The organism is Schumannella soli (genome assembly GCF_006517435.1).
Taxonomy (GTDB): Bacteria; Actinomycetota; Actinomycetes; order Actinomycetales; family Microbacteriaceae; genus Schumannella; species Schumannella soli.
In genome coordinates this window covers 38,013-59,699 of the sequence record NZ_VHQG01000004.1, presented here as the reverse complement: position 1 = coordinate 59,699, position 21,687 = coordinate 38,013, and the positions used below count along the sequence as shown (strand labels likewise).

General features: G+C 72.1%; 20 protein-coding genes. 13 read left to right on the top strand and 7 right to left on the bottom strand.

Going from position 1 to position 21,687, the window contains the following annotated elements; genetic code table 11:
• The first annotated feature begins 9 nt into the window (after window positions 1-9).
• Window positions 10-1,104, top strand: coding sequence for an LLM class flavin-dependent oxidoreductase (locus FJ657_RS12945; RefSeq protein WP_141164145.1), 1,095 nt, complete (start codon window positions 10-12; stop codon window positions 1,102-1,104).
• A gap of 37 nt (window positions 1,105-1,141) precedes the next feature.
• Here the strand turns inward: FJ657_RS12945 and FJ657_RS12940 are convergent, their stop codons facing one another.
• On the bottom strand, window positions 1,142-2,374 hold the full coding sequence (locus FJ657_RS12940; protein WP_219995929.1) for an FAD-binding protein: 1,233 nt from the start codon (window positions 2,372-2,374) through the stop codon (window positions 1,142-1,144).
• Window positions 2,375-2,464: 90 nt separating this feature from the next.
• On the opposite strand from FJ657_RS12940, the gene FJ657_RS12935 reads away from it, so the two are divergent.
• From FJ657_RS12935 to FJ657_RS12925, 3 genes are all read left to right on the top strand, one after another.
• Window positions 2,465-3,436, top strand: a complete 972-nt coding sequence (locus FJ657_RS12935) for an alpha/beta fold hydrolase (RefSeq protein ID WP_141164143.1) — start codon at window positions 2,465-2,467, stop codon at window positions 3,434-3,436.
• Window positions 3,437-3,599: 163 nt separating this feature from the next.
• Complete coding sequence (locus FJ657_RS12930; protein ID WP_141164142.1) at window positions 3,600-4,169, top strand: esterase/lipase family protein; 570 nt, start codon at window positions 3,600-3,602, stop codon at window positions 4,167-4,169.
• Between the two features lie 22 nt (window positions 4,170-4,191).
• On the top strand, window positions 4,192-5,586 hold the full coding sequence (locus tag FJ657_RS12925) for an MFS transporter (protein ID WP_141164141.1): 1,395 nt from the start codon (window positions 4,192-4,194) through the stop codon (window positions 5,584-5,586).
• 39 nt (window positions 5,587-5,625) lie between these two features.
• Here the strand turns inward: FJ657_RS12925 and FJ657_RS12920 are convergent, their stop codons facing one another.
• Window positions 5,626-6,441, bottom strand: a complete 816-nt coding sequence (locus tag FJ657_RS12920; RefSeq protein WP_141164140.1) for a UbiA family prenyltransferase — start codon at window positions 6,439-6,441, stop codon at window positions 5,626-5,628.
• Window positions 6,442-6,561: 120 nt separating this feature from the next.
• Between FJ657_RS12920 and FJ657_RS12915 the strand changes: the two genes are divergently transcribed.
• Window positions 6,562-7,044 (top strand): hypothetical protein, encoded by a 483-nt coding sequence (locus FJ657_RS12915; protein ID WP_141164139.1) that lies wholly within the window; start codon window positions 6,562-6,564, stop codon window positions 7,042-7,044.
• A gap of 80 nt (window positions 7,045-7,124) precedes the next feature.
• Here FJ657_RS12915 and FJ657_RS12910 read toward each other — a convergent pair whose 3' ends face one another.
• The 3 genes from FJ657_RS12910 to FJ657_RS12900 all read right to left on the bottom strand — a co-directional run bounded on the left by FJ657_RS12910 (window position 7,125) and on the right by FJ657_RS12900 (window position 10,776).
• Window positions 7,125-8,240 (bottom strand): winged helix DNA-binding domain-containing protein, encoded by a 1,116-nt coding sequence (locus FJ657_RS12910; RefSeq protein WP_141164138.1) that lies wholly within the window; start codon window positions 8,238-8,240, stop codon window positions 7,125-7,127.
• Between the two features lie 655 nt (window positions 8,241-8,895).
• A complete protein-coding gene (locus FJ657_RS12905) occupies window positions 8,896-9,666 on the bottom strand; it encodes a class I SAM-dependent methyltransferase (RefSeq protein WP_141164137.1) in 771 nt (256 codons plus the stop codon).
• Window positions 9,667-9,738: 72 nt separating this feature from the next.
• Complete coding sequence (locus FJ657_RS12900) at window positions 9,739-10,776, bottom strand: App1 family protein phosphatidate phosphatase (RefSeq protein WP_141164136.1); 1,038 nt, start codon at window positions 10,774-10,776, stop codon at window positions 9,739-9,741.
• A 110-nt stretch (window positions 10,777-10,886) separates the two neighbouring features.
• Here FJ657_RS12900 and FJ657_RS12895 point away from each other — a divergent pair, with 110 nt between their 5' ends.
• From FJ657_RS12895 to FJ657_RS12875, 5 genes are all read left to right on the top strand, one after another.
• On the top strand, window positions 10,887-11,519 hold the full coding sequence (locus tag FJ657_RS12895; protein WP_141164135.1) for a TetR/AcrR family transcriptional regulator: 633 nt from the start codon (window positions 10,887-10,889) through the stop codon (window positions 11,517-11,519).
• A gap of 217 nt (window positions 11,520-11,736) precedes the next feature.
• Window positions 11,737-12,591 carry an ABC transporter ATP-binding protein gene (locus FJ657_RS12890; protein ID WP_141164134.1) on the top strand — a complete coding sequence of 285 codons (855 nt, stop codon included), beginning with the start codon at window positions 11,737-11,739 and terminating at the stop codon, window positions 12,589-12,591.
• Window positions 12,588-13,274, top strand: coding sequence for an ABC transporter permease (locus FJ657_RS12885; protein ID WP_141164133.1), 687 nt, complete (start codon window positions 12,588-12,590; stop codon window positions 13,272-13,274). Before FJ657_RS12890 ends, FJ657_RS12885 begins: the two co-directional genes overlap by 4 nt.
• Window positions 13,271-13,996, top strand: coding sequence for an ABC transporter permease (locus tag FJ657_RS12880; protein ID WP_141164132.1), 726 nt, complete (start codon window positions 13,271-13,273; stop codon window positions 13,994-13,996). The genes FJ657_RS12885 and FJ657_RS12880 overlap by 4 nt, the downstream gene beginning before the upstream one ends.
• A 19-nt stretch (window positions 13,997-14,015) precedes the next feature.
• Window positions 14,016-14,927: an ABC transporter substrate-binding protein gene (locus FJ657_RS12875; RefSeq protein WP_141164131.1), complete on the top strand. Its 912-nt coding sequence runs from the start codon at window positions 14,016-14,018 to the stop codon at window positions 14,925-14,927.
• An 83-nt stretch (window positions 14,928-15,010) separates the two neighbouring features.
• On the opposite strand, the gene FJ657_RS12870 is transcribed toward FJ657_RS12875, so the two are convergent.
• Together FJ657_RS12870 and FJ657_RS12865 are read right to left on the bottom strand one after the other, a co-directional pair.
• Window positions 15,011-15,706 (bottom strand): DedA family protein, encoded by a 696-nt coding sequence (locus tag FJ657_RS12870; RefSeq protein WP_141164130.1) that lies wholly within the window; start codon window positions 15,704-15,706, stop codon window positions 15,011-15,013.
• A complete protein-coding gene (locus FJ657_RS12865) occupies window positions 15,703-16,557 on the bottom strand; it encodes an aminotransferase class IV (RefSeq protein ID WP_141164129.1) in 855 nt (284 codons plus the stop codon). Before FJ657_RS12865 ends, FJ657_RS12870 begins: the two co-directional genes overlap by 4 nt.
• Window positions 16,558-16,667: 110 nt before the next feature.
• Between FJ657_RS12865 and FJ657_RS12860 the strand changes: the two genes are divergently transcribed.
• From FJ657_RS12860 to FJ657_RS12850, 3 genes are all read left to right on the top strand, one after another.
• Window positions 16,668-18,068: an anthranilate synthase component I family protein gene (locus FJ657_RS12860; RefSeq protein WP_255447330.1), complete on the top strand. Its 1,401-nt coding sequence runs from the start codon at window positions 16,668-16,670 to the stop codon at window positions 18,066-18,068.
• 111 nt (window positions 18,069-18,179) lie between these two features.
• Window positions 18,180-20,741 (top strand): leucine--tRNA ligase, encoded by a 2,562-nt coding sequence (leuS, locus tag FJ657_RS12855; protein WP_255447329.1) that lies wholly within the window; start codon window positions 18,180-18,182, stop codon window positions 20,739-20,741.
• A gap of 106 nt (window positions 20,742-20,847) precedes the next feature.
• The gene (locus FJ657_RS12850; protein WP_141164127.1) at window positions 20,848-21,606 is read left to right on the top strand and encodes a ComEA family DNA-binding protein; all 759 of its coding nucleotides are present in this window, start codon (window positions 20,848-20,850) and stop codon (window positions 21,604-21,606) included.
• Window positions 21,607-21,687: the final 81 nt, after the last annotated feature.

Genomic DNA, 21,687 nt, shown 5'->3' with positions numbered 1-21,687 from the left:
GGAGTCATCATGAGCGACAGCACCGCCGACAGCAGCCCCGACATCCCCGCCGCCGAACTCGGACCCGTGCGCTTCGGCCTCGGCACCTTCGGCGACGTCTCGAGCGACGACGACGGCAGCCCCGTCCCGCACGCGCAGGTCATCCGCGACGTCGTCGAGCAGGCCGTGCTCGCCGACCAGGTCGGCGTCGACGCGATCGCGATCGGCGAGCACCACCGCGACGACTTCGCCGTCACCGCGCCCGAGGTGGTGCTGGCCGCGATCGCGGCCCGCACCGAGCGCATCACGCTCGCGAGCGGCGTGACCGTGCTGAGCTCGGACGAGCCGGTGCGCGTGTTCGAGCGCTTCGCCACGGTGGACGCGCTGTCGAACGGCCGCGCCGAGGTGCAGCTGGGCCGTGGCTCCTTCACCGAGTCGTTCCCGCTCTTCGGGTTCCCGCTCACCGACTACGAGGTGCTGTTCGAGGAGAAGCTCGACCTCTTCGCGCACCTCCTCGAGGAAGGGCCGGTCACCTGGAACGGCACCGTCCGCGCGCCGCTGACCGACCAGGAGGTCTTCCCGAAGACCGAGGGCGGGCGCATCCCCACCTGGATCGGCGTCGGCGGCAGCCCCGAATCGGTCATCCGCGCCGCCCGCTACAACCTGCCGCTCATGCTCGCGATCATCGGCGGCGAGCCGCTGCGCTTCAAGCCCTACGCCGACCTCTACCGTCGCGCGCAGACGCAGCTCGAGGTGCCCGCGCTGCCGATCGGCGTTCACTCGCCCGGATTCATCGCCGAGACCGACGAGCAGGCGCGCGAGATCTTCTGGCCGCACTACCGGGTCATGAACGCGCGCATCGGCGCCGAGCGCGGCTGGCCGCCGATCACCCGCGAGCACTTCGAGGGCGAGATCGAGAGCGGATCGCTGTACGTCGGCTCGCCGGAGACCGTCGCGACCAAGATCGCGGCGACCGTGCAGGGGCTCGGCATCCAGCGCTTCGACCTGAAGTACACCTCCGGTCCGATCCCGCACCGTCACCTGCTCGAGGCCGTGCGCCTCTACGGCCAGGAGGTCGTGCCGCGTGTGCGCGCGATCCTCGGCGAGGCTCCCGCCGGGTCCTGACGCACCGGGCCGCGGCGTCGCAGCGCCGCGAGCCGGCTCAGCTGAACAGGCGCTCGTCGAGCCAGCGGTTGCGCAGCTTGCCGCGCGGGTCGAAGCGGTCGGCGAGCGCGCGCCAGTCGTCGAGGTGCGGATAGAGCTGCTCGAGGTTCCGCTCGGCGGTCAGCTTGCCCCAGTGCGGGCGGCCGCCGAGCGACACCAGCCGCTCCTCAACGCGGGGGATGAGCCGGCCGACCTCGGCCGGGTGGTGCTTCCAGGTGAAGCCGATCGTGAGCGTGTCGGCGTCGGAGGCGCCGCTCAGCCACTGCGACTCGGCCGCGGTCGTGCGCAGCTCGGTCGCGTGCAGGTGGGGCTGGATGTCGTCGGCGAGCTCGCGCACCAGCTCGAGCGACTCACGCGCCCGCGCCCGCGGGACGAACCATTCCGACTGCAGCTCGTCGCCGACGCTCGGCACCGCATCCAGTCGGAAGTGCGGCAGCCGGAGGTGCCACGGTCCGGGCACGCCGCCGACCTCTGTCGACTTGCCGGGGTCCTCGCCCGGCTTCGCCGCGACGACCGGAACCCGACGCGCGCCGAGCAGCTCTTCGGGCAGTTCGCGCTCGGTGGACTTCAGCAGCACGGTGCCGAAGTCGTCGCCCGCCCAGGTTGTGAACCCGCACACGCTGTATCCGGCCGCGAACAGCTCGTCGAGGCGGTCGAGCACGTCACCCCAGGCGAGCGTCGCATAGCGGTCCTGCCGCACCTCGAAGGTCGGCACGAGGTCGAGTGCGATCCGCGTCACGAGTCCGAGGGCGCCGAGCGAGACGACCGCCCCCTCGAACCCCTCCTCGCCGCGGGCCAGCCGCGCAGTGCCGCCGTCGGACGTCACGAACTCGACGGCGCGCACCGAACCCGAGAGCGGCGGATTCGCATCCCCCGAGCCGTGCGTGCCGGTCGCGGTCGCGCCGCCGATCGAGATGTGCGGCAGCGAGCCGAGGTTCTGCAGGGCGAAGCCCTCGGCGTGCAGGCGCGGGGCGAGCTCGCCGTAGCGGATGCCCGCATCCACGGTCACGGTCTGCGCATCGGGGTCGAGCTCGAACACGCGCGGCAGGTGCGTCATGTCGACGAGGTCGCCCGTCGTGTCGGCGATCGCGCTGAAGCTGTGCCGGGTGCCGAGCGGGCGGAGCCCGCGACTGGTGGCGACGATGCCGCGCAGCTGCTCGACCGAGGTCGGGCGGTGCAGCTCGCGGGCGGAGTAGGCGAGGTTGCGTCCCCAGTTCAGTTCATCGGCCACGTGACCAGCGTAGGCATCCGGGTCCGGGCGGCGCCGCGAGCGGGGTCTGACCGCCCGCGCCGCGTCCGCCCGCCGCTCTACAGTGAATCCATGAGCACGTCGGCGCCGGAGGAGCAGGATCAAGAGTCGCTTCCCGACTCCCGGGTCGCGCCCGAGCAGCATCCCGTGCAGCCGCAGTCGACGCAGCCCGCGCAGGCGCCCTCGCCGACCCGTCGACCTCGTCGCTGGAAGCGCCGAGGGCGCCGCGCCGCCGCCGACGAATCCCTGTACCGCACCCGCCGCTATCACGGCGCCACCTTCTTCACGAGCCGCATCGCGCACCAGGACCTCACGGTCATGCTCAAGCGCTTCCCCGTCATGGAGGGCGTCGACGACGCCACGGCGCCGGTCTTCGTGCTCGTGCACGGTCTCGGCGTCTCGTCGCGCTACTACCAGCCTCTCGCCGCCGAGCTCGCCCAGATCGGCCGGGTCTACCTCGTCGACCTGCCCGGCTACGGCGCGTCGCCGAACCCGCGTCGCGACGTCGGGCTCGCCGATCACGCGGATGCGCTGGGCACGGTGATCGCCGAGGTCGCCGAGCGCTGGCCGGCGGCCGGCCCGCCCATCGTCGTCGGCCACTCGATGGGATCGAACGTCGTCGCCCTGCTCGCGCAGCGGCATCCCGAGGTCGCCGAGCGGATCGTGCTGATGGCGCCGACGCTCGAGCCGACGCGGCGCCGACTCGCTCGGGCGGCACGGCTGCTGATGAAGGATGCGTTCTACGAGACCCCTCTGGTCTTCGGCATAGCTCTGACCGACTATCTGCTGCGCTGCGGACTGCGATACATGCTCGCCCAAGCGCCGCATCTCCTTTCCGATGAGCCGGAGGTGCGGATGCCGGACCTGCAGGCGCGGGTTCTCGTGATCTGCGGCGACAAGGATGTGATCGTCAGCGAGGAGTGGGGCCAGAAGTTCGCCGAGGGGCTGCGCGACGGCGAGTTCCGCAGCGTGCGCGGACCGCACGTCATCATGCACACCGACCCCAAGCGGATCGCGGTGCACATCGCGGAGTGGGCGCGATGATGGGGACACGGGCCGCGAAAGAGGGATCGCGATGAGCGCCGACGCCGGCTTCAACCGTCGGATGCGGTTCCTGGTGCGCGACTACCCGTGGGCGCTGCGGGCGCGACTCGCGAGCGTCGCGGCCGCCGTGCCGGCCGAGTGGGGTCGCGGCTCGCGAGCACCCGTGGTGCTCATCCCGGGTGTGTACGAGAGCTGGAACTACCTCCGTGCCGTCGGAGATCGTCTCTCCGCGTCGGGCCACCCGGTGCTGGCGCTGCCCTCACTGCGTTTCAACACGGGGCCGATTCCCGACACTGCCGCAGAGGTATGGCGCGAGATCGTCAGCCGCGACCTGCACGGGGTGATCCTCGTCGCCCATTCGAAGGGCGGGATCATCGGCAAGCATCTGCTGGCGATCGACGACACCGAGCAGCGGATCGATCGCATGGTGGCCATCGCCGCGCCCTTCGGCGGATCGAGGATGGCGCGGTTCATGCCGAACCCGGCCCTGAGGGTCTTCCGCGTCGGCGATCCGCTGCTCACAGCGCTCGCCGCGGAGTCAGAGGTCAACGCGCGCATCACATCGATCTATCCCCTCGTCGACCCGCATGTGCCGGAAGGCAGCCGACTCGACGGCGCGGTGAACGTGCCGCTGCGGATGGCGGGACACTTCGGGCCGCTCTTCGACGAACGGGGCATCCGGGCCGTCGCCGAGGCGGTCGATCCGCGGGGCGCCGCCGAGAGTGAGCGATGAGGCCGATCGCGGCGGGCCGAGGATGACCCGCGAGCAGCGCCTCATCCTCGCCATCGCGGCGCTCGCCTCGTTCGTCTCGTTCCTCGACGCGACCGTCGTCAACGTCGCCCTGCCGGCGATCCAGCGCGAGCTCGGCGGCGGTCTCGCGACGCAGCAGTGGATCGTCGACGCGTACCTGATCACGCTGGGCGCGCTCATCCTCGTCGCGGGCTCGGTCAGCGACGTCTACGGTCGCATCCGCGTGCTCGTGGTCGGGCTGATCGTCTTCGGCGCCGCCTCGGTCGGCATCGCCGCGGCGCCGAGCCCCGAGGTCCTGATCGTCGCCCGCGCCGTGCAGGGCGTCGGCGGCGCGCTGCTCGTGCCGAGTTCGCTGGCTCTGATCACGTCGAACTTCAGCGGCGCCCTGCAGGCGAGGGCGATCGGCATCTGGACCGGCCTCACGACGGTCGCCTCGATCGCCGGGCCGGTCGTCGGCGGCGTCTTCGTCGACCTGCTCAGCTGGCGCTTCGCCTTCCTCATCAACGTGCTGCCGATCGCCGTCGTGATCGTGCTGATCGCCCGCCTGCATCACCGTGACGAGCGTCGACCCGACGCGCACATCGACGTCATCGGCGCGCTGCTCGGCACGGTCGGCCTCGCCGGGCTCGTCTACGCCCTCATCGAGCAGCCGAATCTGGGATGGGGCAGCCCGGTCATCTGGATCACCGGCGGCGTCGGCGTGGTCGCCTCGGTCGTGTTCCTCGTGCACCAGCTGCGCGCCCGCGAGCCGATGCTGCCGCTCGCGCTGTTCCGCGTGCGCGACTTCGCCTGGGGCAACATCGCGACGGTCTTCATCTACGCGGCGCTGTCGCTCAGCGGACTCGTGCTCGGCGTCTACCTGCAGCAGGGCGCCGGCGTCGCGGCGACGCTCGCGGGCCTCGCCTCGCTGCCCGCGACCTTCGTGATGATCGGCCTGAGCTCGCGCGTCGGGGCCGTCGCGGGCAGGTGGGGCTCGCGGCTGTTCATGACCGCCGGTCCGATCATCGCCGGGCTCGGCGTGCTGCTCTACCTGCTGATCGGGCGCGACTTCGAGTTCGGCCGCGACTACTGGCTGCAGCTGCTTCCCGGTGTCCTCGTGTTCGGCATCGGTCTCACCCTGACCGTGTCGCCGCTCACGTCCGCCGTGCTCGGGGCGATCGAGCCCGCCCGGTCGGGCATCGCCTCGGCCGTGAACAACGCGATCTCCCGCGTCGCCGGGCTGGTCGTGATCGCGATGCTCGCGGCGATCATCGGCGGCGAGCTCGACTACGACGGGTTCCGCCGCGGCGTCGTGGTCTCGGCGATCCTGCTCGCGATCGGCGGCGTGGTGTCGTTCCTCGGCATCCGCGACCACCGTCCGGCCTCGGTCGACATCGCGGCGCCGCGCGAGACGAGCTGAGCGCGCACTGCCGCCGATCGTCGACTCCGCCCTCGGCACTCAGAGCAGCGCGCCTCCGGCGAGCACGAGCGCGAGCACCAGCACGAGCGCGACGCCCATCACGAGCCGGAAGGCCCCGCGTCCGCTGCGTCGCCCGACGATCACCACGGCGGGGGCTGCGAGCACCGCGACCGCCGCGGCGGCGAGGGCGAGGGGATGCCCGCCCGCCCCGAGCGCGAGCGCGACACCCGTCGCGGGCAGCAGCACGGCGCATCCGATCAGGCATCCCCTCCGGCCGAGACGCTGAGGGAGCCCGCGCACCCCGGCCGCGCGGTCGTCGTCGAGGTCGGGCAGCACGTTCGCGAGGTGCGCGGCGAGACCGAGCAGCGCCGCCGCGACCGTCGCGCCGAGACCCGCGATCCGCGGCTCAGCGAGCGCCCCCGTCGCGATGCTCGGCAGCGCGGCGAAGCCGACGAGGTAGCAGAGGGCGGATGCCGGGGCCGCCTTGAGCGCGAGGTCGTAGAGCCAGCCGCCGAGCAGCAGCAGGGCGTCGGCGACGAGGGCGACCGGCGAGAGCGTCGCCGCCAGAGCGAGCGACCCGGCCGCGAGCACGAGCGCGGTGATGAGGGCCGCACGCCGCGAGACCACGCCGGCGGCGATCGGCTTGTCGCGGCGCCCCGCGGCCCGGTCGCGCGCTGCATCGACCACGTCGTTCGCGATGCCGATCGACAGCTGGTTAGCGAGCACCGCCGCGGTGATCAGCGCGACGGCGACGGGTGCGGCGTCCGCGGCGAACGCCAGCCCGGTGCCGAGCGCCGTCACCACGATCGTCGGGCCGGGATGGCTCGAGCGCAGCAGCGCGACGACGCGGTTCATGTCGCCAGGCTAGGTGCGGGCCGTTGGTCCGTGCCGCCTCGGGCGGACTCAGCGAGCGGTCGGCGCGCCCGGAGCGCGACTTCACCTGTCGCACAGGAAGCCGCCGCTACGCTGAACGCGATGACGACCGATGCGCCCACCGCCGCCGAACTGGCGGACGCCCTGCCCGGGCGCTGGACGCTCCGCGCCACCAACTTCCCGATGTGGCTCAAGGCCGAGAATCAGGATCCCGTCTTCGAGTACGAGCTGCTGTCGAGCGATCCGCTGCGACTGCGCGACACGGTGCACTACCGCGACGCGGGCAAGGATGCGGCGCGCACGATCAACGGAACCGATCGGGCTCGCGGCGACGGCTTCGTCTGGCGCGGCCGCGGGCTGCTCGGCCTGCTGAGCAGCCGCTGGGCGGTCACCGGCATCGACGGCGACATCCTCGCCCTGCGCTTCGAGCGCTCGGCCCTCACGCCGGCCGGCGTCGACCTGCTGGTGCGCGAGGGCGTCGAGATCGCCGAGCTGCGCCGCGAGGTCGCGGCCGACCTCGACAAGCTCGGCATCCTGATCGAGGAGTTCGCGAGCCTGAGCTGGCTCGACCACATCCCCGCCTGAGCCGTCCCGGTCCGATCCGCGCCGACACGACGTTCGACCGGGTTCCGCCTGACGGGGCGACCGTGCGCCTGTCCGTGCGTTCAGCTCGCGGCGCTCGCGCCCGCGTCCGCGATCGTGAGCTCGAGCTGCGCGGCCGGTCGGCCGAGATGCGCGAGGTAGGCGCCGGCGGCCCGGCGCAGCGCGGGCTCGCGAGCGACGGGGATGCGCAGGAACGGCGTGACGACGATGCTCACCCGCTGCGCGCCGACCGTGCGCTTCCAGGTCGCGACGATGCGGCCGTCGACGATCACGGTCGGCAGGAACATGCCGTTCTTCCCCGGCACGACGGACTCGAGCGGCAGGTCGTGCAGCGTCGCGGTGCGGTCGGTGTAGCCGAGGAGCAGCTCGTCGAAGCCGGGAAGCAGACGCACGGCCGGCGCCGCCGGCTCGAGACCGGGTCGGGAGAAGAGGATGCGCCCGCCGATCTCGTGCTCCTCCAGCTGTCCGCGCGCGCCGGCGATGCCCGCGCGGGCGTCGCCGAGCGTGATCCCTGCCCACCACGCGAGATCGCGCTCGTCAGCGGGCCCGTGCCCCGCGAAGTAGCGCTCGGCGAGACGTGCGAGCACAGCCGCCTTCTCGAGCGGCTCCTCCGGCGGAACGACGTCATCGACGAGCGCGAACTCCGTCGGACCGGTCAGCACCACGACGAGCCGCCGCGCGAGCGCGCCGATCAGGTGCGCGCCGCGCTGCCCGTCGGTCGGCACCCCGCCCGCGACCAGGGCTGTCAGCAGCTCCGACCGCTCCAGCCGGCCGCCGCCCTTCATCCGGTCGCGCACGATGTCGGCGGCGCGGGCGAACTGCGGCTCGTCGAGGTCGAGCTCGCGGTGCCGACCCGCCGCGGCCGCGTGCTGCCGCTCGGCGGTGAGGCTCAGCATCCAGCGCAGATCGTCGCGGTGCAGCAGGTGCAGCGTGCCGCGCATCGGCCAGCTGCGCACGAGCTCGCCCGACCGCTGCGCGTCGAGGACCTCCTCGGCGGTCAGCCCGCCGCGCAGCCCGAGCGACCAGACCGCGCCGGGCAGATCCTGCGCCTGCAGGGCGAGCAGGTCGCGGGCGATCTCGGCGGCCGAGACGCCGGAGCGCGGATGCGCCAGCCCGAGCGCGGTCTCGCGCAGCCGGGCGATGCGGCGGCGATCGGCGGTGAGGGACGCGGCGCTCATGCGGTCAGCATCCCATCCGCCACCGACGGCGCCCGGGTCGTGCCCGCCCCTGCCTCCTGCCCCGGGGCCGTTGGGGGGATTGGCCGCGGCCGGACGCACAGCCAGGAGTTCTACCCGCCGTGCCCGCCCCTGCCTCCTGCCCCGGGGCCGTTGGGGGGATTGGCCGCGGCCGGACGCACAGCCAGGAGTTCTACCCGCCGTGCCCGCCCCTGCCTCCTGCCCCGGGGCCGTTGGGGGGATTGGCCGCGGCCGGACGCACAGCCAGGAGTTCTACCCGCCGTGCCCGCCCCTGCCTCCTGCCCCGGGGCCGTTGGGGGGATTGGCCGCCGGAGCAGGAGTCCTACCCGTCGCGGAGCTGCGCTCCGTCGAGGAATTCCACGTCTCCGTGCGCTCGCGGCACGCAGCCCAGGGCCGACGTGCGGGCGTCGCGGAGTGAATCACGGCTGATCCTCTCGGGGGAAGGAGCAGCGACCGGACTCGCGCCCGGCGCCTGTTCCGCCGATGGGGGGATCCGCGGAACCGGATCATCTCAGCGTGAGCCACCCGCCCGCGTCAAGGGGGACAGACGGGTCTACCTGGAGTCGACCAGGGTTCTCGCATGCACGGTCGCGGCCGGCGTCGCGGCGGCCGTCGTCGCAGCGGAGCCGAGATCGGCTCAGTCGGCGACGATGAGCCGCAGTCCGACGTCGAACGCCGCGAGCGAGCGGAACGCACCCCACTCGCGATCCCAGGCCCCGCTCGCCAGATCCCGACCGAGCTCGGTCTCGTAGCGCTCGACCACGTCGGGCTCGACGAAGCTCCAGGCTGACATCGCGCGCCGCACCTCGGGATCGAGCGTGCGCTCGGGACGGGCGAAGAACGCCTGACCGAAGCCGTCGATGCAGTCGGACGGAACCGGAACGACCTCGGCGCGCGTGCCGGCGCCGAGTGCGGCGACGATCCGCTCGATCGGCGGCATGCGCCCCGCCTCGACGGCGAAGAGCTCGGGCACGTACTGCGGCATCCACCACCGCTCGGGCACCTCGGGGGTGAAGGTGAGCAGCACGACCGGCCCGCGCGCGACCCGGCGCAGCTCCGCGAGACCGGCTTCGAGGTCGGGCCACTGGTGGATCGTGACGGTCGCCATCGCCGCGTCGAAGGCGTCGTCGTCGAAGGGGAGCGCATCTGCGGTGCCGTCGATCGCGGGCACCCGGTTCGCGGGGCGCTCGGCGCGCATGGATGCCGAGGGCTCGACCGCGGAGACGTAGCGGTCGTGCGGTTCGTAGCTGCCGGCGCCGGCCCCGACGTTGACGACCGTGCGGGCGTCGCCGAGCGCGGACCAGATGAGGGCCTCGATGCGCGGATCGGGTTGGCGCTGGGTGGCGTAGCCGGATCCGATCACGCCGTAGTCGGCGTCGCCGGCCGAGCCGTCGGAGTAGCGGGGCACGCGTTCACGCTATCCGCCGCCGCGCGCCCGCCGGCTGGGATCTCGCCGGGTATGCGGAAGGGGCGTCGCGGTTCAGCGTCGCAGTAGTCCCAGCTCGCCGAGCTGCTCGCTGAGGCCCGCGCCGTCGGGCGCGTAGCGCCACTGCGCCGCGGTGCCGCGCTCCTCGGCCGTGCTGCGTCCGCCCGCGAGCACGGCCTCGCCGGGCGTGAGCTGCCGGATCGCGATCGCCGCGACCGACTCCGGATGCTCGCGCGCGAACTCGGCGTAGAGCTCCTCGTCGTGCTGGCCGTCGTCGCCGACGAGCAGCCAGCGCACGTTCGGCAGCTCTTCGGCGAGGCGGCGCAGCGATCCGCGCTTGTGGGCCTGGCCGCTGCGGAACCAGCGGTCGTGCGTCGGGCCCCAGTCGGTCAGCAGCAGGGCGCCGCGGGGGTAGAGATTGCGGCCGAGGAAGCGGGTGAGCGTCGGCGCGACGTTCCACGCGCCGGTGGAGAGGTAGATGACGGGGGTGCCGGGATGCTGCCGGGTGAGGCGCTCGTAGAGCACCGGCATGCCCGGCACCGGCCGGCGCGCGTGCTCGTTGAGCACGAAGGTGTTCCAGGCCGCGAGGAAGGGGCGGGGGAGCGCCGTGACCATGACGGTGTCGTCGACGTCCGAGACGATGCCGAAGCGCGCGGCGGGGTCGATCACGAAGACCTCGGCCTCGATCGGCTCCTCGCCCTCCGCGGCGATGCGGATCGTGTTCCAGCCGGGCGGCAGGTCGACGCTGAGCCGCGCATCCACCACCCCGCCGCGGTCGGCGGTCAGGGCGTGCTCGACGCCGCCGGCGACGACGGTCACGTCGCCGTGGGTGAGGGGGATGGCGGTGAAGCTGCGCCAGCCGCGGGCGCCCTGCACGCGATCGCCGCTCGGGCGTCCGGGCTTCGCGAGCACGACGCGGGCCAGCACGCGGATCCAGCCTGCGCTGCCGTAGCCGGCGAAGGGGATGACGCGGGGCACGAGACCACGACGACGTCCCCAGCGCTCACGGAAGGCATGGAACGCGTCTTCTGCCCTCGCCGCGAGGTGTGGAACGCTGCGGGCACCCCCGGACTGGTGCGTCGGTTCGGGCATATTCCCAGTGTGTCACTCTCTACAAGTCGAGCTTTATCCGCACATCAGTGGATACACTGACCTCGATTCAGCTTAGGAGCATGACTCCGATTCAGTTTAGGAGTTCCGTCATGTCACAGACGAGCGTCACCTCCGCGCGGTCCACCGCAGCGCTCATCCGCAACGAGCCCGTCCAGGCGCGCAGCACGGCCCGCCTGGCCGCCCTGCTCGACGCGGCTGCCGCCGTCATCGACGAGATCGGCTACGAGCGCCTCACGACCGCCATGGTCGCCGAGCGCGCCGGCGCCTCGATCGGCACCGTCTACCGCTACTTCCCCGACCGCATCGCCGTGCTGCAGAGCCTGTCGGCTCGCAACTTCGAGCGCGTCGTCGAGCGCATCGACAGCGCCGTCGAGTCGTCCGCCGACTCGATCGCCGCGGTCGGCGCCATCTTCGACACCCTCGTCGACGCGGTGCGCACCGAGCCCGGCTTCGCCTCGCTGCGCGTCGGCGACGTGATCGACCTGCGCCCGGCCGAGGGCGAGCCGTTCAACGCCGTCGTCGCCGACCACCTGGTCGACGCCCTCGTCGCGAAGTTCGAGATCGACGGCGGCGACGAGACCCGTCTGCGCGTGCAGGTCGGATACGAGGTCGCCGACGCGCTCGTCGCCCGCGCCTTCGCGGCCGACCCGGCCGGCGACGCCGAGCTGCTGACGCGTGCGCGCCAGCTGCTGCACGACATCGTCGTGCCCGGCCGTCACTGAGGTCTCGGCTCCTTACGTCTCCGGGCCCTCTCGGCCCGACACACCTGCGAACGCGCAGGCGCTGCGGCGCCTGCGCGTTCGCTGTGTTTCGTCATGCGTCGGCGCCCTCGGGCCATGACGGTGGTCGTCAATAGTGTTTGACTGAAATCGAGGACGCCTCTGCGAGGTGGTCTCGACCTGCCACCCAGGCCGTGCGCGCGGCGCGAGGAGAGACCCGATGATCGAGTTCCGCGACGTCGTGAAGCAGTTCCCCGATGGCACCGTGGCGGTCGACGGCTTCTCGCTGCAGATCCCCGCGCGCGAGGTGACGGTGCTGGTCGGATCGAGCGGATCGGGCAAGACGACGCTCATGCGCATGATCAACCGCATGGTCGATCCGACCTCCGGCGTGATCGAGATCGACGGGCAGGATGTCGCGACGATCGAGCCGGTCAAGCTGCGTCGCAGCATCGGCTACGTCATGCAGAACTCCGGGCTGCTGCCGCACCGCAAGGTCGTCGACAACATCGCCACGGTCCCGCTGCTCAACGGCGTGCCGAAGAAGGAGGCCCGCCAGCGCGCGCTCGAGCTGATGGACACGGTCGGCCTCGACCGGGCGATGGCCGAGCGCTACCCCTCTCAGCTCTCCGGAGGCCAGCAGCAGCGCGTCGGCGTCGCCCGCGGGCTCGCGGTCGACCCCAACATCCTGCTGATGGACGAGCCCTTCGGCGCCGTCGACCCGATCGTGCGCGACGAGCTGCAGCAGGAGGTGCTGCGCCTGCAGCGCGAGCTCGGCAAGACGATCGTGTTCGTCACCCACGACATCGACGAGGCCTTCCTGCTGGGCGACCGCGTCGTCATCCTCGAGCGCGGCGGCAGGATCGTGCAGGTCGGCGAGCCCGAGCAGATCCTCGCCCACCCCGCCAACGACTTCGTGCGCACCTTCGTCGGTGCCGACCGCGGCAAGCGCAGGCTCAGCGTGCGCGACGTCGACGGGCGGCGCATCGTCGTGGACGCCGACGGCCACCCCGCCGGCGTGCTCGACGAGACCGGCGGAACCGCGGCGAGCACGGGAGCGGCGGCCGGGTCGTGAACTGGGTCGTCGACAACCTCGACCTGATCGGCAGGCTGACGCTCGAGCATCTCCGGCTGAGCGTGCTCCCGATCGTCGTGGGCTTCGTCGTGGCCATCCCGCTCGGCTGGCTCGCGTGGCGTTTCAAGCTGACGCGCGGCATCATCCTCACCGTCACGGGCCTGCTCTACACGATCCCCTCGCTTGCGCTCTTCGCGCTGCTGCCGCCGCTGATCGGCACCAGCTTCCTCAGTGAGGCCAACGTCACGATCGCGCTCACGATCTACGCCGTCGCCGTCATGGCCCGCTCGGCGGCCGATGCCTTCGGCTCCGTCGACCCGGGTGTGCGCCAGTCGGCGACCGCCATGGGGTACTCGACCTGGCGCCGGTTCTGGGGCGTCGAGTTCCCGCTCGCCGGGCCGGTGCTGCTCGCCGGTCTGCGCGTCGTGGCGGTCAGCACGATCGCCCTCGTGACGGTCGGCGCGCTGCTCGGCATCAGCAGCCTCGGCTACCTGTTCACCGACGGCTACCAGCGCAAGATCGTCGAGGAGATCCTGTCGGGCGTCGTGATGACGATGCTCGTCGCGCTCGTGATCGACGGCCTGCTCGTGCTCGTCGGCCGGGCGGTCATGCCCTGGTCGCGACGCCCCCGCGCGAAGACGACGCGAGCCGTGCCGGTCCCGGCCGTGGGAGGTGCCGCGTGAACCTCTTCGGCGACGCCTTCGGCTGGATCTTCGACCCCGCGAACTGGAGCGGCGGCTTCCCGATCGGACAGGCGATCGGGCTGCACCTCTACTACACGTTCCTCTCGGTGCTCATCGCGGCCCTGATCGCGATCCCGCTCGGATACCTGATCGGCCACACCGGCAAGGGCCGCGAGATCGCCGTCGCGATCTCCGGCGCGGCGCGCGCGCTGCCGTCCTTCGGACTCATCCTGCTGCTGGTGCTCGTGCTCGGAGTGACCCGCACGGCCGTCGGCGCCTTCATCGCCTTCGTCATCCTCGGCATCCCGTCGATCCTGGCCGGCGCGTACTCGGGTCTTCAGGCGATCGACCGGCGCACGATCGACGCCGCCCGTGCTGTCGGCATGAGCGAGTGGCAGATCCTGACCAAGGTCGAGATCCCGCTCGGGCTCCCGCTGCTCGTCGGCGGACTGCGCAGCGCCGTGCTGCAGATCGTCGCGACGGTCGCGCTCGCCGGCTACGTCAACCTGGGCGGGCTCGGTTTCTATGTCGTGCAGGGCATCCCGCTGCGCGACTACTCCCAGATCCTCGGCGGCGCGATCCTGATCATCGTGCTCGCCTTCCTCCTCGATGCCGTGTTCGGCCTGCTCGCAGCCGCGGTGCGGCCACGTGGCATCGACACCCGCAGGACCCGCTCCCGGACGCCTCGTCCGAGCGCGGCGGTGGAAACCCCCACCACCTGAATCACCAGAAGGAATCGATATGTTCACAGCACGGAAGAAGGGCCGGCTCACCGCGATCGCGGCGGTCGCGGTCGGGGCGGCATTGGCCCTGGCAGGGTGCGCATCGAGCGACCCGCTCTCCTCGGGATCGGGCTCGAGCGACACCGAATCGGTGACGATCGGGTCGCAGGCCTACTACTCGAACGAGATCATCGCCGAGATCTACGCGCAGGCCCTCGAGAAGGCCGGCTTCAAGGTCACCCGCAAGTTCCAGATCGGCCAGCGCGACGCCTACATGCCGTCGCTCGAGAGCGGAGAGCTCGATCTGTTCCCGGAGTACACCGGCAACCTGCTGCAGTACTACGACAAGGACGCGACCGAGACGAAGCCCGACGAGGTGTTCGCCGCGCTGCAGAAGGCGCTGCCGAAGAACCTCGAGGCGCTGCAGTACTCGCCCGCGACCGACCAGGACTCGTACAACGTGACCGAGGAGTTCGCCAAGGCGAACAACCTGAAGTCGATCTCCGACCTCAAGGGCGTCAGCGGTCTCAAGCTCGGCGGCGCGCCGGAGCTGGAGAAGCGCCCCTACGGCCCCGAGGGGCTCAAGTCGGTCTACGGGGTGGATGTGTCGTTCCAGCCGACCGGTGACACGACGGTCGACTCGCTCGTCGCCGGCACGGTGAACGTGGCCGACATCTACAGCGCCGATCCCTCGATCGAGTCGAAGAAGCTCGTCACGCTCGACGACCCCGAGGGTCTGTTCCTCTCGTCGAACGTCGTGCCGATCGTGAACGCGAAGAAGGCCGACAAGATCAAGAAGGTCATCGATCCGATCAGCGCCAAGCTGACGCCGGAGGGGCTCGTCGCGCTCAACGTGCAGAGCGTCGACGACAAGGACCGCGCCGACAAGATCGCCACGAAGTGGCTGACCGACAACGGCTTCCTCAAGTAGGTCGACCTGCCGACGGAACGGCCGCATCCCCTCAGGGGTGCGGCCGTTCTGCGTTCCGTCGCTCTGCGCGCGGGTGACGCGGCTCAGTCGCCGAGGTGCCGCCGCTCGGCCCGTTCGATCAGCTTCTTCACGACGGCGACGACGATCACGAAGACGACGATCACGGCGACGAAGAGGTACCCGGCCCAGTGCAGCTGCGCCGAGAGCTCGCGGTAGCTGCCGGCCGCGAGCCAGCCGACCGTCACGTAGGCGCCCGCCCAGAGCACGCACGCCGGCGTCGTCCACGCCAGGAAGCGGCGGTAGCTCATCTCGCTCGTGCCGACGGTCACGGGCACGAGCGAGTGCAGCACCGGCAGGAAGCGCGACAGGAAGACCGCCGGGCCGCCGCGGCGCTCGAGGTAGCGCTCCGCGCGCATCCAGTTCTTCTCGCCGATGCGTCGTCCGAGGCGCGAATGCCGCAGCCTCGGCCCGAACAGGCGGCCGAGCAGGAAGCCGATGCTCTCGCCGCCGAGCGAGCCGACGATGACGGCGACGAGCAGGCCGAGGTATTCGGCGAGGTTCGCCGTCGCGGTGCTCGAGACGAGCACGATCGTGTCGCCGGGCACCACGAGTCCGATCAGGATCGAGGTCTCGCCGAAGATCGCGACCGCCGAGAGCAGGATGCGCAGCACCGGGTCGACGGACTGCACCAGGTCGAGCAGCCAGCTGAGCGGATCGGATCCGCCCGTGCCGGACGCGGCAGCCGCGGCCGAGGCGGCCTCGACGAGGTGCGCGATCATCCGCCGGCTCCGCCGCTCGGGGGAGTCGGCGCGGCGGCGTCGGGCACGGCGGTCCTCGCCGCGGCGTCGGGCACGGCGTGGAGCGGCAGAGGGCGACGCAGAGCGTCGAGGCGCGCCTGCCATTCGGCGCGGCGGCCGGGCAGCTCGGCCGGAGCCGGGCCGCCGATCCACTCGGTCACGATGCGCACCCCGTGCAGGGCGTTGACGGCCCAGATCTCGAGCCCGTCAAGCTCGTCGGGCGTCGCGCGTTCGTGCAGCACGTCGATGCCGAGCGCGGTGGCGAGCGCGAGGATGCTGCGCAGCGTGACGCTGTCGACCCGCGCGATCGCCTCCTCGGGCACGCAGAGCGCGTCGCCCCGCCACCAGAGCAGGCACGTCGTCGAGCCCTCGGCGACCGCGCCGTCGACGTCGAGCACGACGGCCTCGTCGGCGCCGAGCCCCTGCGCCGCGGTGCGGAGCGCGGTCATCGCGGCGAGGTCGGGGCCCTTGACCAGCGGGGTCGTGCGCGGGTCGCGCTCGGCGGTGACGAGCCGCAGCGACGCACGGCGTTCGGGGGCCGGCCGCAGTCGGAAGATCAGCTCGGGCGCGCGGGCCGTGCGCGCGTCCACGCGCGGGAACCAGTCGCCCTCGCGGGGCAGCAGCGCGAGCGCCGCATCCCAGAAGCCCTTCGGGTCGAGCGCCCAGAAGTCCTCGGGCAGGGCGTCGAGGAAGCGCTGCCGGTGCAGTCCGATCCCGCGCGCGCGGCCCTCGGTCACCAGCCAGGAGTCGGCCGCATCCACTCGCGCCGGCACGACATCGCAGTCGTCGGCCGCGACCAGCTCGCGGTTCTGCCAGCGGAAGGTCGTCGTCATGCGATTCACCGTAGGGGAGGAAGCGGGGAGGAGGCGGAGCGCGGGACAGCGGGGCGCGGCGGAGCGCGCGGAGCGGATCCGCGGGTGCGGCGCGACCCTAGGATCACGGTATGCGCGACCGACTCCTGCGGCATCCGCTCGGAGAGGGATTCTCGGCGGAGCGGGTGGCGTCGCTCGTGCTCGGCGAGTCGCAGCCGATGGAGCGACGGCCGGACGGATTCTGGCTCGACAGCGGCGTGGACGGCCCCGCCTACATCGGCACGGGGGAGCGGGTCGTGCTGCGCGACGGCGTCGACGTGCTGCCGCAGCTCGGGGGCGCGCTCGATGCGCTGCGCAGCCGTCCCGAATCGGCCGACGGCGCCGACCTCGTCGCCGGCGACGCCGTACCCCCGCTCGCGTTCCGCCTCGGGCTGGTCGGCTGGCTCGGCTACGAGCTGCGCGGCGAGACGACGGGCGCTGCGGTGCCGCACCGGAACGTCCTCGGCGCCGGCGACCTCGCCGCGTTCCTCGTCGTCGACCGTGCGGCGGTCGTGCATCCCGACGGCTCCGCCGAGCTCATCGCGCTCGGTACGGCCTGGGACCCCGGGCTCGGCGCCTGGCGCGACGATCTGGCCGCGCGGCTGCGCGTCGATCGCGACACCGCATCCGCACATCCGCTGCCCGGCCCGATCGCAGCGCCGCCGGCGACGGCCGTGCGCGTCACGAGCGACGCCGACTACCTCGCCCAGGTGCGGGCCTGCCAGGCCGCGATCCACGACGGCGAGGCGTATCAGCTGTGCCTCACGACCGAGGTGCGGGTGGATGCGCGCCCCGACCCGCTCGAACTGCACCGCCGGGTGCGCGCCGCGAGCCCCACCCACCACGGCGCCCTGCTGCGCATCGGCGACACGACCCTGGTGAGCGCCTCGCCCGAGCGATTCCTCACGGTGACCCCGGCCGGGTTCGTCGAGACGAGCCCGATCAAGGGCACGCGCCCGCGTTCCGCCGATCCGGCCGCCGACGCCCGCCTCGCCGTCGAGCTGCTCGCGAGCGATAAGGAGCGCGCCGAGAACCTGATGATCGTCGACCTCATGCGCAACGACCTGACGCGCATCGGCGACCCCGGCAGCGTCGAGGTGACCCAGCTGCTCGAGGTGGAGAGCTACGCGCAGGTGCACCAGCTCGTCAGCACGGTACGCGCGCGGCTGCGCCCGGGACTGGATGCGGTGGATGCGATCGCGAGCTGCTTCCCCGCCGGCTCGATGACGGGGGCGCCCAAGCGGCGGGCGACCGAGATCCTCGACGGGCTCGAGAACCGGGCGCGCGGCGCCTACGCCGGCGCCTTCGGCTACCTCGGCGTCGACGGCGCCGCCGACCTGGCGATGACGATCCGCACGATCGTGCTCGACGCGGCCGGCGGCGCCCGCGTGGGCACCGGCGGCGGCATCACGGCGCTCTCGGTTCCCGAGGAGGAGCTCGAGGAGACGCGGGTCAAGGCCGCGCCGCTGCTCGCGGCGCTCGGCGTGCGCTGACAGAGATCACGGGAATGCCGCTCGCGAATAGCTCGCTAACCTAGACGCGGAATGCCCTCGCTCCGACCGGGCGATGCTCGCATCCCGTCTCCACCACCGAATGAGAGTTCCGTGACCCAGCACGACCGCGCGACCGAGCCCGACGAGAACGACTACGACTTCGCCCGCATCGAGGCCACCTGGCTTCCGGTGTGGGAGGAGAACCGGCCGTTCCGCACGGACGACCCCGACGACAAGCGTCCGCGCAAGTACGTGCTCGACATGTTCCCCTACCCCTCGGGCGACCTGCACATGGGTCACGCCGAGGCGTACACCTTCGGCGACGTGATCGCCCGGTACTGGCGTCAGCAGGGTTTCCGCGTGCTGCACCCGATCGGCTGGGACAGCTTCGGCCTGCCCGCCGAGGGCGCCGCGATCAAGCGCGGCATCGACCCGCGCGAGTGGACCTACGCCAACATCGAGCAGCAGAAGCAGTCGATGAAGCGTCTCGGCGCGAGCTTCGACTGGGATCGCGTGCTGCACACGAGCGATCCCGAGTACTACAAGTGGAACCAGTGGCTGTTCCTGAAGATGTTCGAGAAGGGCCTGGCCTACCGCAAGGCGAGCTGGGTCAACTGGTGCCCCTTCGACCAGACCGTGCTGGCGAACGAGCAGGTCGTCGACGGCCGCTGCGAGCGCTGCGACAACGTGGTCGTCAAGAAGCAGCTGACGCAGTGGTACCTGAAGATCACCGACTACGCCGACCGCCTGCTCGATGACCTGAACCAGCTCGAGGGCTCGTGGCCGTCGAAGGTGCTGGCGATGCAGCGCAACTGGATCGGCCGCTCCACCGGCGCCGAGGTCGACTTCACGGTCGAGGGCCGCGACGCGAAGGTCACCGTCTTCACGACCCGCCCCGACACCCTGTTCGGCGCGACCTTCATGGTCATCGCCCCCGACAGCGACCTGGCCGCCGAGCTGGCCGCCGGCGCGGATGCCGAGACGCGGATGCGCTTCCAGGACTACCTGGAGCAGACCCAGCGCACGAGCGAGATCGACCGGCAGGACGCGACGCGCGAGAAGACCGGCGTGCCGCTCGGCCGTCACGCCATCAACCCGGTCAACGGCGAGCGCATCCCGATCTGGGCCGCCGACTACGTGCTGGCCGACTACGGCCACGGCGCCGTCATGGCCGTGCCCGCGCACGACCAGCGCGACCTCGACTTCGCGATCAAGTTCGGCCTGCCGGTGCGTGTCGTCGTCGACACGAACGCCCCGGTGACCGGCGCGATCCCGGTCATCACCGAGGAGATGCTGGAGTCGGGCGACATCCCCGCGCTCGACCCCGCCTCGACCGGCGTCGCTCTGGCCGGCGAGGGCCGTCTGATGAACTCGGGGCCGCTCGACGGCCTGAGCAAGTCGAACGCGATCGGCCGCATGATCCAGCTGCTCGAGAGCGCCGGCACCGGCCGCGCCGCGAAGACCTACCGTCTGCGCGACTGGCTTATCTCGCGTCAGCGCTACTGGGGCACGCCCATCCCGATCATCCACGGCGAGGACGGCGAGCTGATCCCGGTGCCGTTCGAGGAACTGCCGGTTCGACTGCCGTCGACCGAGGGCCTCGACCTGCAGCCGAAGGGCACCTCGCCGCTCGGCGCCGCCGAGGACTGGGTCAACGTGCCCGACCCGCGCGACGGATCGCCCGCGCGCCGCGACCCCGACACGATGGACACCTTCGTCGACTCGTCGTGGTACCCGCTGCGCTTCCTGTCGCCGAACGACGACACGCAGGCCTTCGACCCGGCCGAGGCCGAGAAGTGGGCGCCGGTCGACCAGTACGTCGGCGGCGTGACCCACGCGATCCTGCACCTGCTCTACGCGCGCTTCATCACGAAGGTGCTGTTCGACCTGGGCTACGTGAGCTTCACCGAGCCGTTCAGCGCGCTGCTGAACCAGGGGATGGTGATCATGGAGGGCTCGGCGATGTCGAAGAGCCGCGGCAACATCGTGCGCCTCTCGGAGCAGCTCGACCAGTACGGCAGCGACGCGATCCGCCTGACCATGGCGTTCGCCGGACCGCCGGAGGACGACATCGACTGGGCCGACGTGTCGCCGACCGGCTCGGCGAAGTTCCTGGCTCGCGCCTGGCGTCTCGCCGGCGAGGTCACGACCGCGCCCGACGTCGAGTGGAAGGGCGGGGATGCGGCGCTGCGCCGGGCCACGCACCGTCTGCTGAACGACGTGCCCGGCCTGGTCGAGGCGTTCAAGTTCAACGTCGTGGTCGCGCGTCTGATGGAGCTGGTGAACCAGATCCGCAAGACGATCGACTCCGGCCCCGGCGCCGGCGACCCGGCCGTGCGCGAGGCGACCGAGGCGGTCGCGGTGACGCTCAGCCTGTTCGCGCCGTACACGGCCGAGGACATGTGGCACCGTCTCGGCTATGAGGACACCGTCGCGTTCGCGGGCTTCCGCAAGGCCGACCCCGATCTGCTGATCGAGGAGTCGGTGACCGCGATCATCCAGGTCGACGGCAAGGTGCGCGACCGCATCGACGTCGCCCCGACGATCGCGTCGGACGAGCTCGAGAAGCTCGCCCGCGCCTCCGCCGGCGTGCAGCGGGCGCTCGGCGAGCGCGAGATCGTCAACGTGATCGTGCGCGCCCCGCGCGTGGTCAACATCGCGACGAAGGGCTGAGCCGGCAGCGCTCGCGCCACTCCTCCCCAGCATCGACGGCCGCCGTCCGATCCACAGATCGGACGGCGGCCGTCTGCCGTGTGCGGGCGGTGCCTAGCGTCGGGGCATGAGCTCGGCCCTGACCCCGCGCCCGCGCAGCGCCCGCGTGCGGCTTGGGATCGGGGCCGGGCTCGTGCTGCTCCTGCTCGCGGGCGGCGTCGCCGCGGCAGCCGCGGCGCTCACGCCGGGCGGGGCGACGACGGTGCTCGCGCCGGCCTCGGGGTCGGCGTCGCCGTCGGCGGGAACGACAGATGAATCGGGATCGGGTTCGGATGCGTCCGGGACCGGGGGAGCAGGCGACGGCGGCGACGCGGCGGCGGGCTCCGACGCGGGCGGCTCCTCGCGCATCTACGTGCACGTGACCGGGCAGGTCGCGCATCCGGGCCTGTTCCGGCTCGCGCCGGGATCCCGGGTCGTGGATGCCGTCGGTGCTGCCGGCGGACTGACAGCCCAGGCCGACGCGGCGGCGATCAATCTCGCGCGCGCCCTCGACGACGGCGAGCAGCTCCACGTGCCGGCCGTCGGCGAGGCGGCTGCGGCCGGCGTCGGCGGCACGGGCGCGGTCGGCGGGGCGAGCGGATCGAGCGTCGGCGCGAGCGCCGGTTCGGGATCGGCTGCCGGGGGCGCCGGCGGCACGAAGATCAACATCAACACCGCTGATCAGACGGCGCTCGAGACCCTGCCGCGCGTCGGACCGGCGCTCGCCCAGCGCATCCTCGCGTGGCGTCAGCAGAACGGGCGCTTCGCCTCGATCGAGGATCTGCGCGACGTGAGCGGCATCGGCGAGAAGACCTTCGAGCAGCTGCAGCCGCTGGTGACGGTGTGATCGGCGATCGCGACGGCGCGGCGCACGGCGGGACGGGCCGTGGTGGGTCTGCGGCGGGGCCGAGCGAGCCGGAGCAGGCCG

Bases quoted from the DNA above. Each gene is read 5' to 3' on its own strand.
- FJ657_RS12925 (WP_141164141.1), top strand. From the start codon at position 4,192: ATGACCCGCGAGCAGCGCCTCATCCTCGCCATCGCGGCGCTCGCCTCG.
- FJ657_RS12860 (WP_255447330.1), top strand. From the start codon at position 16,668: ATGCGCGACCGACTCCTGCGGCATCCGCTCGGAGAGGGATTCTCGGCG.
- FJ657_RS12865 (WP_141164129.1), bottom strand. From the start codon at position 16,557: ATGACGACGACCTTCCGCTGGCAGAACCGCGAGCTGGTCGCGGCCGAC.
- FJ657_RS12910 (WP_141164138.1), bottom strand. From the start codon at position 8,240: ATGAGCGCCGCGTCCCTCACCGCCGATCGCCGCCGCATCGCCCGGCTG.
- FJ657_RS12900 (WP_141164136.1), bottom strand. From the start codon at position 10,776: ATGCCCGAACCGACGCACCAGTCCGGGGGTGCCCGCAGCGTTCCACAC.
- FJ657_RS12890 (WP_141164134.1), top strand. From the start codon at position 11,737: ATGATCGAGTTCCGCGACGTCGTGAAGCAGTTCCCCGATGGCACCGTG.
- FJ657_RS12875 (WP_141164131.1), top strand. From the start codon at position 14,016: ATGTTCACAGCACGGAAGAAGGGCCGGCTCACCGCGATCGCGGCGGTC.
- FJ657_RS12915 (WP_141164139.1), top strand. From the start codon at position 6,562: ATGACGACCGATGCGCCCACCGCCGCCGAACTGGCGGACGCCCTGCCC.
- FJ657_RS12935 (WP_141164143.1), top strand. From the start codon at position 2,465: ATGAGCACGTCGGCGCCGGAGGAGCAGGATCAAGAGTCGCTTCCCGAC.
- FJ657_RS12895 (WP_141164135.1), top strand. From the start codon at position 10,887: ATGTCACAGACGAGCGTCACCTCCGCGCGGTCCACCGCAGCGCTCATC.
- FJ657_RS12850 (WP_141164127.1), top strand. From the start codon at position 20,848: ATGAGCTCGGCCCTGACCCCGCGCCCGCGCAGCGCCCGCGTGCGGCTT.
- FJ657_RS12945 (WP_141164145.1), top strand. From the start codon at position 10: ATGAGCGACAGCACCGCCGACAGCAGCCCCGACATCCCCGCCGCCGAA.
- FJ657_RS12870 (WP_141164130.1), bottom strand. From the start codon at position 15,706: ATGATCGCGCACCTCGTCGAGGCCGCCTCGGCCGCGGCTGCCGCGTCC.
- FJ657_RS12920 (WP_141164140.1), bottom strand. From the start codon at position 6,441: ATGAACCGCGTCGTCGCGCTGCTGCGCTCGAGCCATCCCGGCCCGACG.